The sequence below is a fragment of the Streptomyces ortus genome (assembly GCF_026341275.1).
Taxonomy (GTDB): Bacteria; Actinomycetota; Actinomycetes; order Streptomycetales; family Streptomycetaceae; genus Streptomyces; species Streptomyces ortus.
The window spans coordinates 5,061,932-5,071,355 of sequence record NZ_JAIFZO010000002.1; the positions used below are offsets into that span (position 1 = coordinate 5,061,932).

Here is a 9,424-nt window from a genome sequence, read left to right on the forward strand (position 1 = left end):
CCTGGGGGGTTTCCCTCAGGTTGGTTCCGCCAGGCTCGGCAGGGGTTTCCGTCAAGGAGCCCCTGCCGGGAACCGGCAGACAATCAGGAGATAGACGTGATCCAGCAGGAGTCGCGACTGCGTGTCGCCGACAACACTGGTGCGAAGGAAATCCTTTGCATCCGTGTGCTCGGTGGCTCCGGTCGCCGCTACGCGGGCATCGGTGACGTCATCGTCGCCACCGTCAAGGACGCGATCCCCGGCGGCAATGTGAAGAAGGGTGACGTCATCAAGGCGGTCATCGTTCGCACCGTCAAGGAGCGTCGCCGTCCCGACGGCTCGTACATCCGCTTCGACGAGAACGCCGCCGTCATTCTGAAGAACGACGGCGACCCTCGTGGCACCCGTATCTTCGGCCCTGTCGGCCGTGAGCTGCGCGAGAAGAAGTTCATGAAGATCATCTCGCTCGCGCCGGAGGTGCTGTAAGCATGAAGATCAAGAAGGGCGACCTGGTTCAGGTCATCACCGGTAAGGACAAGGGCAAGCAGGGCAAGGTCATTGCCGCTTACCCGCGCGACGAGCGCGTCCTGGTCGAGGGTGTCAACCGGGTCAAGAAGCACACGAAGGCCGGTCCCACCGCTCGCGGTTCGCAGGCCGGTGGCATCGTCACGACCGAGGCTCCCATCCACGTCTCCAACGTCCAGCTGGTCGTGGAGAAGGACGGGAACAAGGTCGTCACGCGCGTCGGTTTCCGCTTCGACGACGAGGGCAACAAGATCCGCGTTGCCAAGCGGACGGGTGAGGACATCTGATGGCTACCACCACCACTCCGCGTCTCAAGACGAAGTACCGCGAGGAGATCGCGGGCAAGCTGCAGGAAGAGTTCTCGTACGAGAACGTCATGCAGACCCCGGGCCTCGTCAAGATCGTGGTCAACATGGGTGTGGGCGACGCCGCCCGCGACTCCAAGCTGATCGAGGGCGCCATCCGCGACCTCACCACGATCACCGGTCAGAAGCCGGCCGTCACCAAGGCCCGCAAGTCCATCGCGCAGTTCAAGCTGCGTGAGGGTCAGCCGATCGGTGCCCACGTCACGCTTCGTGGCGACCGCATGTGGGAGTTCCTGGACCGCACCCTGTCGCTCGCGCTGCCGCGTATCCGCGACTTCCGTGGTCTGTCTCCCAAGCAGTTCGACGGTCGTGGCAACTACACCTTCGGTCTCACCGAGCAGGTCATGTTCCACGAGATCGACCAGGACAAGATCGACCGCGTCCGGGGTATGGACATCACCGTGGTGACCACGGCGACCAACGACGCCGAAGGCCGTGCCCTTCTCCGTCACCTCGGCTTCCCCTTCAAGGAGGCGTAAGCGAGATGGCGAAGAAGGCTCTGATTGCCAAGGCTGCTCGTAAGCCCAAGTTCGGTGTACGTGGCTACACGCGCTGCCAGCGCTGCGGCCGTCCGCACTCCGTGTACCGCAAGTTCGGCCTCTGCCGCGTGTGCCTTCGTGAGATGGCTCACCGTGGAGAGCTCCCGGGCGTGACCAAGAGCTCCTGGTAGTCCCCTCAACAGGGACGACCGGACGCTCTCGGTAAGCAGTGGGTTGGCAGAGGCTCTCCCCTCCATGGCTTAGGCTGGGAGGGTTGGGCGTCTGCCGCCCGAACGCATGTGGGTACAGCCCACTAGTTAACGCTTACTACGCCGTAGGTCCCCGCACCGCACCCGTCCCGCCACTGAGTGGGGAGAGGGATGGCGCATACAGGAAACCCCGGCGAGAGAGGCCGAAGGCCAATTCATGACCATGACTGATCCCATCGCAGACATGCTTACCCGTCTGCGTAACGCGAACTCGGCGTACCACGACGATGTCGCGATGCCCCACAGCAAGATCAAGTCGCACATCGCGGAGATCCTCCAGCAGGAGGGCTTCATCACCGGCTGGAAGGTCGAGGACGCCGAAGTCGGCAAGAAGCTCGTCCTCGAGCTGAAGTTCGGCCCGAACCGTGAGCGCTCCATCGCGGGCATCAAGCGGATCTCGAAGCCGGGTCTGCGTGTGTACGCGAAGTCCACCTCCCTGCCCAAGGTGCTCGGTGGCCTCGGCGTGGCGATCATCTCCACGTCGCACGGTCTCCTCACCGACAAGCAGGCCGGCAAGAAGGGCGTAGGCGGAGAAGTTCTCGCCTACGTCTGGTAGCGGAAGGGAACGGAGGAAACAGCTATGTCGCGTATTGGCAAGCTCCCCATCACGGTTCCCGCCGGCGTGGACGTCACCATCGACGGCCGTACGGTTCAGGTGAAGGGTCCCAAGGGCACCCTCTCCCACACCGTCGCGGCGCCGATCGAGATCGCGAAGGGTGAGGACGGCATTCTCAATGTCACCCGCCCGAACGACGAGCGTCAGAACAAGGCCCTCCACGGCCTGTCCCGCACGCTGGTGGCGAACATGATCACCGGCGTGACCGCGGGTTACGTGAAGAAGCTCGAAATCAGCGGTGTCGGTTACCGCGTCCTGGCGAAGGGCTCCAACCTGGAGTTCTCGCTCGGCTACAGCCACTCGATCACGGTCGAGGCGCCCGAGGGCATCTCGTTCAAGGTCGAGAACCCGACGCACTTCTCGGTCGAGGGAATCGACAAGCAGAAGGTCGGCGAGGTTGCGGCCAACATCCGCAAGCTGCGCAAGCCCGACCCGTACAAGGCCAAGGGCGTCAAGTACGAGGGCGAAGTCGTCCGGCGCAAGGTCGGAAAGGCGGGTAAGTAAGCCATGGCATACGGTGTCAAGATTGCTAAGGGCGACGCTTACAAGCGTGCTGCCATCAAGCGACGTCACATCCGCATCCGGAAGCACGTCTCCGGTACGGCTGAGCGGCCTCGCCTGGTCGTGACGCGCTCGAACCGCCACATCGTGGCCCAGGTGATCGACGACGTTAAGGGTCACACCCTCGCGTCGGCGTCCACCCTGGACACGACCATCCGCGGCGGCGAGAACGACAAGTCCGAGCAGGCCAAGTCGGTCGGCGCCCTGGTCGCCGAGCGCGCCAAGGCCGCCGGTGTCGAGACTGTCGTATTCGACCGCGGTGGAAACCGATACGCCGGGCGCATTGCCGCTCTGGCGGACGCCGCCCGCGAAGCCGGACTCAAGTTCTGAGTCCTGGTTCCGGAGCTAGCGGAAACAGAGAGAGGTAATTCCAATGGCTGGACCCCAGCGCCGCGGGAGCGGTGCCGGTGGCGGCGAGCGGCGGGACCGGAAGGGCCGTGACGGTGGCGCAGCCGCCGAGAAGACCGCGTACGTCGAGCGTGTCGTCGCGATCAACCGTGTCGCCAAGGTCGTGAAGGGTGGTCGTCGCTTCAGCTTCACCGCGCTGGTCGTGGTGGGCGATGGTGACGGCACCGTGGGTGTCGGTTACGGCAAGGCCAAGGAGGTGCCGGCCGCGATCGCCAAGGGTGTTGAAGAGGCCAAGAAGCACTTCTTCAAGGTCCCCCGTATCCAGGGCACCATCCCGCACCCGATCACGGGCGAGAAGGCCGCGGGCGTCGTCCTGCTCAAGCCTGCTTCCCCCGGTACCGGCGTTATCGCCGGTGGCCCGGTGCGTGCTGTCCTGGAGTGCGCCGGCGTTCACGACATCCTGTCGAAGTCGCTCGGCTCGTCCAACGCGATCAACATCGTGCACGCGACCGTGGCGGCCCTCAAGGGCCTGCAGCGTCCCGAGGAGATCGCGGCCCGCCGCGGTCTGCCCCTTGAGGACGTCGCCCCCGCGGCTCTCCTGCGTGCACGTGCGGGAGCGGGTGCGTAATCATGGCTCAGCTCAAGATCACGCAGACGAAGTCGTACATCGGCAGCAAGCAGAACCACCGTGACACCCTTCGTTCGCTTGGCCTCAAGCGGATCAACGATGTGGTCGTCAAGGAGGACCGCCCCGAGTTCCGCGGAATGGTGCACACCGTCCGCCACCTCGTGACGGTTGAGGAGGTCGACTGATCATGGCGGAGAACAACCCGCTCAAGATCCACAACCTCCGTCCCGCCCCGGGCGCCAAGACCGCGAAGACGCGAGTCGGTCGTGGTGAAGCGTCCAAGGGTAAGACGGCCGGTCGTGGTACCAAGGGCACCAAGGCCCGTTACCAGGTTCCGGAGCGCTTCGAGGGTGGCCAGATGCCCCTCCACATGCGTCTCCCGAAGCTCAAGGGCTTCCGGAACCCGTTCAAGACCGAGTACCAGGTCGTGAACCTCGACAAGCTGGGCGCGCTGTTCCCCGAAGGTGGCGAAGTCACCGTCGAGGAGCTCGTCGCCAAGGGTGCGGTTCGCAAGAACAGCCTCGTCAAGGTCCTCGGCCAGGGCGAGATCTCCGTGGCACTGCAGGTGACGGTCGACGCCGTCTCCGGCTCCGCCAAGGAGAAGATCACCGCCGCCGGCGGTACCGTCACCGAGCTGATCTGATCACTTCAGGCGATTCGATGACTTGAGCGATCCCGACCGGGGATGCCCCACAAAAGGGGCATCCCCGGTTGGTCGTTCCTAGGGAAGCGGTGTCGCCGGTAAGGTGGCCTGCGCTGCTAATTTTCGCCCGGTGTGCCGCCAGGGAACTCCAGGTGGCTTCTGACTGTTAGTTAGCTGTCCGTTACTTATTCGTCGAACCTCAAGACCGTCACCTCTGGCGCACTTGCGCGGGGGTCGCAGGAGGCACCGTGCTCACCGCGTTCGCCCGGGCGTTCAAGACGCCCGACCTGCGCAAGAAGCTGCTCTTCACGCTCGGCATCATCGTGGTTTATCGGGTGGGCACGCACATCCCGATCCCCGGTGTCGACTACAAGAACGTCCAGATCTGTATCGACAACGCGAGCCAGAACCAAGGCCTGTTCGGTCTGGTCAACATGTTCAGCGGTGGCGCTCTGCTGCAGATCACGATCTTCGCACTGGGCATCATGCCGTACATCACGGCGAGCATCATTCTGCAGCTGCTGACCGTGGTGATCCCGCGCCTGGAAGCCCTCAAGAAGGAGGGTCAGGCAGGTACGGCGAAGATCACGCAGTACACGCGTTACCTGACGGTCGCGCTGGCCATCCTGCAGGGCACCGGCCTGGTGGCCACCGCCCGCAGCGGCGCGCTCTTCACCAGCTGCCCGGTCGCCGAGCAGATCGTGCCGGACCAGTCGATCTTCGTCACCATCACGATGGTCATCACGATGACCGCCGGTACGGCCGTCGTCATGTGGCTCGGTGAGCTCATCACCGACCGCGGCATCGGCAACGGCATGTCGATCCTCATGTTCATCTCGATCGCCGCCACGTTCCCGTCGGCGCTGTGGGCCATCAAGAAGCAGGGCACCCTGGCGGAGGGCTGGATCGAGTTCGGCACCGTCATCGCGGTCGGCCTCGTCATGGTCGGCCTGGTGGTCTTCGTCGAGCAGGCCCAGCGACGGATCCCGGTCCAGTACGCGAAGCGGATGATCGGCCGCAGGTCCTACGGCGGCACGTCCACGTACATCCCGCTGAAGGTGAACCAGGCGGGCATCATCCCTGTGATCTTTGCCTCGTCGCTGCTCTACATCCCGGCGCTGGTGGCCCAGTTCGCGGGTGGGACCTCGGGTTGGAAGACCTGGATCGAGCAGAACCTCACCAAGGGCGACCACCCGATCTACATCGCCACCTACTTCCTGCTGATCGTGTTCTTCGCCTTCTTCTACGTGGCCATCTCCTTCAACCCCGAAGAAGTCGCGGACAACATGAAGAAGTATGGTGGCTTCATCCCGGGCATCCGGGCCGGTCGGCCGACCGCTGAGTACCTGGGATACGTACTCAACCGGATCACCTGGCCGGGTTCGCTGTATCTGGGCCTGATCGCTCTCGTACCGACGATGGCGTTGGTTGGTTTCGGGGCAAACCAGAACTTCCCGTTCGGTGGCACCAGCATCCTGATCATCGTGGGTGTCGGTCTTGAGACGGTGAAGCAGATCGAGAGCCAGCTCCAGCAGCGCAATTACGAAGGGTTCCTCCGCTGATGCGAATCGTCCTCGTCGGGCCGCCCGGGGCGGGCAAGGGAACGCAGGCCGCGTTCCTCGCCAAGAACCTGTCGATCCCGCACATCTCCACGGGCGACCTCTTCCGTGCGAACATCAGCCAGCAGACCGACCTGGGCAAACTCGCGAAGTCGTACATGGACGAGGGCAACCTCGTGCCGGACGAGGTCACCATCGCGATGGCCAAGGACCGCATGGAGCAGCCGGACGCCGTGAACGGCTTCCTGCTCGACGGCTTCCCGCGGAACGTCTCGCAGGCCGAGGCACTGGACCAGGCACTCAAGGCCGATGGTGTGGAACTCGACGGGGTGCTCGACCTGGAGGTCCCCGAGGACGAGGTGGTCAAGCGCATCGCCGGCCGCCGCATCTGCCGCAACGATTCGAGCCACGTCTTCCACGTGACGTACAGCCCGCCGAAGAAGGAAGGCGTCTGCGACGTCTGCGGCGGCGAGCTGTACCAGCGGGACGACGACACCGAGGAGACCGTCCGCAAGCGCCTGGAGGTCTACCACACCCAGACCGAGCCGATCATCGACTACTACGGGGCCCAGGGCCTCGTGGTGACGATCTCGGCGCTCGGCAAGGTGTACGAGGTCACCAAGCGCGCGATGGACGCCCTCAAGGGTCAGGCCGAGGGCAAGAAGGACAGCCGGGGCGACGGCGACAAGTAGTCGTCCCGACCGGTTCGGCCGCGGTGCCCTCGCTGGGCGCCGCGGCCGTACTGTTGTGCAGGTAATCCAGTAGGCAGAGAAGACGGAGAGCGCGGGCCACCATGGTGCAGATCAAGACCCCCGAGCAGATCGCCAAGATGCGTGAGGCGGGCCTGGTCGTCGCCGCCGTCCACAGCGCGACGCGGGAAGCCGCGGTGCCCGGTGCCACGACCCGGGATCTCGACCAGGTCGCCCGCAAGGTGCTCGACGAACACGGCGCGAAGTCGAACTTCCTGGGCTACGGCGGCTTCCCCGCCACGATCTGCACCTCGGTGAACGAGGTCGTCGTGCACGGCATCCCGACCGATGAGGTCGTCCTGAAGGACGGGGACATCATCTCGATCGACGCCGGCGCGATCGTCGACGGTTGGCACGGGGACGCGGCGTACACGGCGTTCGTGGGTTCCGGGCATGCTCCGGAGCTGCTTGAGCTGTCCCGGGTGACCGAGGAGTCGATGTGGGCCGGGATCGCGGCGATGAAGCTGGGGAACCGGCTCGTCGACGTCTCCCGGGCCATCGAGACGTACATCCGGCGCCAGCCGAAGCCCGGTGGCGGCAAGTACGGGATCGTCGAGGACTACGGCGGCCACGGCATCGGGACCGAGATGCACATGGATCCGCATCTGCTGAACTACGTCGAGCGGCGGCGGGGCAAGGGGCCGAAGCTGGTGCCCGGGTTCTGCCTCGCCATCGAGCCGATGGTTTCGCTGGGGACGCCGCGGACGGAGGTGCTGGCCGATGACTGGACCGTCATCACGACGGACGGCACGTGGTCTTCGCACTGGGAGCACTCTGTCGCGCTGACCGAGGCGGGACCGCTTGTGCTTACGTCTCCCGACGGGGGTAGGGCGAAGCTCGCCGAGTACGGGGTCACTGCCGCGCCTGATCCGCTGGCGTAGCGGCCTCGCGCCGTTCCCCGCGGCTCCTGGGGGCTCCTGGGGGCTCCTGGGGGCTGCGCACCCGAAAGTCAAAAGACTGCGCCGTTCCCCGCGCCCCTTGGGGCTGCGCCCCTAAAGATTGCGCCGTTCCCCGCGCCCCTGGAGGGGCGCGTCTCGGCTTAGGGATCTTGTTCGTGGGGCAGACTTTTTCGATTCGTCTTTCCGGGGGGCCTGGCGTAGACTGACTCGTCGGCTCTCGTGCATCCGCATGCCTGCATGTGGTAAGTGCGGAGTCGATCAAGGTAGTCGATTCGAAAGGCGAAGCGTGGCCAAGAAGCAAGGTGCCATCGAGATCGAGGGCACTGTCGTCGAGTCTCTTCCGAACGCCATGTTCAAGGTTGAGCTCCAGAACGGCCACCAGGTCCTGGCACACATCAGCGGCAAGATGCGCATGCACTACATCCGCATCCTCCCTGACGACAGGGTCGTGGTGGAGTTGTCTCCGTACGACCTGACGCGTGGCCGGATCGTCTACCGCTACAAGTAGATCTTGCCTGTACCCCGCTTCCGCGGGGTGGTGGCACTGACCCGGAGAACCTCACCATGAAGGTCAAGCCGAGCGTCAAGAAGATCTGCGACAAGTGCAGGGTGATCCGCCGTCACGGCCGGGTCATGGTCATCTGCGAAAACCCGCGCCACAAGCAGCGCCAGGGCTGACGCACGACCGCACCTTCTGCACCCGCAGAACTTCGCGCGACGCACGTACATGTTCATACGCAGAGCCCGGATCCACTGTTCACAGTGATCCGACACCCCCGGTCGGAGGCCGGGGACCCGATCCGTACCGAATCTTCGAGGCTCGCGCCGAAGAAGAGGACGGCGGGCGGGAACCGGTTCTGTGGAAGACCTCCGAACGACAACTGGAGCCATTGAATGGCACGCGTTTCCGGTGTTGACATCCCGCGCGAAAAGCGCGTGGAGGTTGCCCTCACCTACGTGTTCGGCATCGGCCGGACCCTCTCGCAGAAGACGCTGGCCGACACCGGCGTCAACCCCAACACCCGCGTCCGTGACCTCTCCGAGGAGGAGCTGGTCCGGATCCGCGAGTACGTGGACAACAACTTCAAGACCGAGGGTGACCTCCGCCGTGAGGTTCAGGCCGACATCCGCCGCAAGGTCGAGATCGGCTGCTACCAGGGTCTGCGCCACCGTCGTGGCCTGCCCGTCCACGGCCAGCGCACCAGCACGAACGCCCGTACCCGCAAGGGCCCGCGTCGCGCCATCGCCGGCAAGAAGAAGCCGGGCAAGAAGTAGTCCTCAGCGGACAACGCTTCATCAGCGGTCTTCGCTGTAGGACCGACCACCTCCCCGTAGGAGTTATAGATGCCCCCCAAGGGTCGTCAGGGCGCTGCCAAGAAGGTGCGCCGCAAGGAAAAGAAGAACGTCGCTCATGGGCACGCCCACATCAAGAGCACGTTCAACAACACCATCGTCTCGATCACGGACCCCTCGGGCAACGTGATCTCCTGGGCCTCCGCCGGCCACGTCGGCTTCAAGGGCTCGCGCAAGTCCACCCCCTTCGCCGCGCAGATGGCCGCCGAGTCGGCCGCCCGCCGCGCGCAGGAGCACGGCATGCGCAAGGTCGACGTCTTCGTCAAGGGTCCGGGTTCCGGTCGTGAGACCGCCATCCGTTCGCTGCAGGCGACCGGCCTCGAGGTCGGCTCGATCCAGGACGTGACGCCCACGCCGCACAACGGCTGCCGTCCGCCCAAGCGCCGTCGCGTCTGACGCACGGTTGTCTTAGTTTTTCCTGGGTTCGGGCGGTACGGCTCTTCGGAGGCGT

At 64.8% G+C, this 9,424-nt stretch carries 17 protein-coding genes; all 17 read left to right on the plus strand.

All coding sequences use genetic code 11. The annotated features are described in order from the left end of the window. The first annotated feature begins 96 nt into the window (after positions 1 to 96). On the plus strand, positions 97 to 465 hold the full coding sequence (gene rplN, locus K3769_RS25775) for a 50S ribosomal protein L14 (protein WP_003992364.1): 369 nt from the start codon (positions 97 to 99) through the stop codon (positions 463 to 465). Positions 466 to 467: 2 nt separating this feature from the next. Continuing rightward, the gene (gene rplX / locus K3769_RS25780) at positions 468 to 791 is read left to right on the plus strand and encodes a 50S ribosomal protein L24 (protein ID WP_189776123.1); all 324 of its coding nucleotides are present in this window, start codon (positions 468 to 470) and stop codon (positions 789 to 791) included. Then, complete coding sequence (gene rplE / locus K3769_RS25785; protein WP_149511970.1) at positions 791 to 1,348, plus strand: 50S ribosomal protein L5; 558 nt, start codon at positions 791 to 793, stop codon at positions 1,346 to 1,348. Before rplX ends, rplE begins: the two co-directional genes overlap by 1 nt. 5 nt (positions 1,349 to 1,353) lie before the next feature. Next, positions 1,354 to 1,539: a type Z 30S ribosomal protein S14 gene (locus K3769_RS25790; protein ID WP_003948630.1), complete on the plus strand. Its 186-nt coding sequence runs from the start codon at positions 1,354 to 1,356 to the stop codon at positions 1,537 to 1,539. Between the two features lie 235 nt (positions 1,540 to 1,774). Continuing rightward, positions 1,775 to 2,173, plus strand: coding sequence for a 30S ribosomal protein S8 (rpsH, locus tag K3769_RS25795; RefSeq protein WP_055614920.1), 399 nt, complete (start codon positions 1,775 to 1,777; stop codon positions 2,171 to 2,173). 24 nt (positions 2,174 to 2,197) lie between these two features. Beyond that, positions 2,198 to 2,737: a 50S ribosomal protein L6 gene (rplF, locus tag K3769_RS25800; protein ID WP_267028686.1), complete on the plus strand. Its 540-nt coding sequence runs from the start codon at positions 2,198 to 2,200 to the stop codon at positions 2,735 to 2,737. Between the two features lie 3 nt (positions 2,738 to 2,740). After that, positions 2,741 to 3,124, plus strand: coding sequence for a 50S ribosomal protein L18 (rplR, locus tag K3769_RS25805; protein WP_267028687.1), 384 nt, complete (start codon positions 2,741 to 2,743; stop codon positions 3,122 to 3,124). Between the two features lie 43 nt (positions 3,125 to 3,167). Further along, positions 3,168 to 3,770 (plus strand): 30S ribosomal protein S5, encoded by a 603-nt coding sequence (gene rpsE / locus K3769_RS25810; protein WP_055513610.1) that lies wholly within the window; start codon positions 3,168 to 3,170, stop codon positions 3,768 to 3,770. A 2-nt stretch (positions 3,771 to 3,772) separates the two neighbouring features. Then, entirely contained in the window at positions 3,773 to 3,955 is a 183-nt protein-coding gene (rpmD, locus tag K3769_RS25815; RefSeq protein WP_033319647.1) for a 50S ribosomal protein L30, read from the plus strand. 2 nt (positions 3,956 to 3,957) lie between these two features. Further along, positions 3,958 to 4,413, plus strand: coding sequence for a 50S ribosomal protein L15 (rplO, locus tag K3769_RS25820; protein WP_267028688.1), 456 nt, complete (start codon positions 3,958 to 3,960; stop codon positions 4,411 to 4,413). A 248-nt stretch (positions 4,414 to 4,661) separates the two neighbouring features. Further along, positions 4,662 to 5,975: a preprotein translocase subunit SecY gene (secY, locus tag K3769_RS25825; protein ID WP_267028689.1), complete on the plus strand. Its 1,314-nt coding sequence runs from the start codon at positions 4,662 to 4,664 to the stop codon at positions 5,973 to 5,975. Beyond that, positions 5,975 to 6,664 carry an adenylate kinase gene (locus K3769_RS25830; protein WP_267028690.1) on the plus strand — a complete coding sequence of 230 codons (690 nt, stop codon included), beginning with the start codon at positions 5,975 to 5,977 and terminating at the stop codon, positions 6,662 to 6,664. Before secY ends, K3769_RS25830 begins: the two co-directional genes overlap by 1 nt. Positions 6,665 to 6,765: 101 nt before the next feature. Continuing rightward, positions 6,766 to 7,602, plus strand: coding sequence for a type I methionyl aminopeptidase (gene map, locus K3769_RS25835; protein WP_267028691.1), 837 nt, complete (start codon positions 6,766 to 6,768; stop codon positions 7,600 to 7,602). Positions 7,603 to 7,906: 304 nt separating this feature from the next. Further along, the gene (gene infA, locus K3769_RS25840; protein ID WP_003948620.1) at positions 7,907 to 8,128 is read left to right on the plus strand and encodes a translation initiation factor IF-1; all 222 of its coding nucleotides are present in this window, start codon (positions 7,907 to 7,909) and stop codon (positions 8,126 to 8,128) included. 56 nt (positions 8,129 to 8,184) lie between these two features. Continuing rightward, positions 8,185 to 8,298: a 50S ribosomal protein L36 gene (gene rpmJ, locus K3769_RS25845; protein ID WP_003998809.1), complete on the plus strand. Its 114-nt coding sequence runs from the start codon at positions 8,185 to 8,187 to the stop codon at positions 8,296 to 8,298. Positions 8,299 to 8,514: 216 nt separating this feature from the next. Continuing rightward, positions 8,515 to 8,895 (plus strand): 30S ribosomal protein S13, encoded by a 381-nt coding sequence (rpsM, locus tag K3769_RS25850; protein ID WP_107022207.1) that lies wholly within the window; start codon positions 8,515 to 8,517, stop codon positions 8,893 to 8,895. A gap of 69 nt (positions 8,896 to 8,964) precedes the next feature. Next, complete coding sequence (gene rpsK / locus K3769_RS25855) at positions 8,965 to 9,369, plus strand: 30S ribosomal protein S11 (RefSeq protein ID WP_003956432.1); 405 nt, start codon at positions 8,965 to 8,967, stop codon at positions 9,367 to 9,369. Positions 9,370 to 9,424 lie beyond the last annotated feature (55 nt).

Bases quoted from the DNA above. Each gene is read 5' to 3' on its own strand.
- rpsK (WP_003956432.1), top strand. From the start codon at position 8,965: ATGCCCCCCAAGGGTCGTCAGGGCGCTGCCAAGAAGGTGCGCCGCAAG.
- rplF (WP_267028686.1), top strand. From the start codon at position 2,198: ATGTCGCGTATTGGCAAGCTCCCCATCACGGTTCCCGCCGGCGTGGAC.
- rpsE (WP_055513610.1), top strand. From the start codon at position 3,168: ATGGCTGGACCCCAGCGCCGCGGGAGCGGTGCCGGTGGCGGCGAGCGG.
- K3769_RS25830 (WP_267028690.1), top strand. From the start codon at position 5,975: ATGCGAATCGTCCTCGTCGGGCCGCCCGGGGCGGGCAAGGGAACGCAG.
- rplX (WP_189776123.1), top strand. From the start codon at position 468: ATGAAGATCAAGAAGGGCGACCTGGTTCAGGTCATCACCGGTAAGGAC.
- rplR (WP_267028687.1), top strand. From the start codon at position 2,741: ATGGCATACGGTGTCAAGATTGCTAAGGGCGACGCTTACAAGCGTGCT.
- rpsM (WP_107022207.1), top strand. From the start codon at position 8,515: ATGGCACGCGTTTCCGGTGTTGACATCCCGCGCGAAAAGCGCGTGGAG.
- rplO (WP_267028688.1), top strand. From the start codon at position 3,958: ATGGCGGAGAACAACCCGCTCAAGATCCACAACCTCCGTCCCGCCCCG.
- map (WP_267028691.1), top strand. From the start codon at position 6,766: ATGGTGCAGATCAAGACCCCCGAGCAGATCGCCAAGATGCGTGAGGCG.
- K3769_RS25790 (WP_003948630.1), top strand. From the start codon at position 1,354: ATGGCGAAGAAGGCTCTGATTGCCAAGGCTGCTCGTAAGCCCAAGTTC.
- rpmD (WP_033319647.1), top strand. From the start codon at position 3,773: ATGGCTCAGCTCAAGATCACGCAGACGAAGTCGTACATCGGCAGCAAG.
- rpsH (WP_055614920.1), top strand. From the start codon at position 1,775: ATGACCATGACTGATCCCATCGCAGACATGCTTACCCGTCTGCGTAAC.
- rplE (WP_149511970.1), top strand. From the start codon at position 791: ATGGCTACCACCACCACTCCGCGTCTCAAGACGAAGTACCGCGAGGAG.
- rpmJ (WP_003998809.1), top strand. From the start codon at position 8,185: ATGAAGGTCAAGCCGAGCGTCAAGAAGATCTGCGACAAGTGCAGGGTG.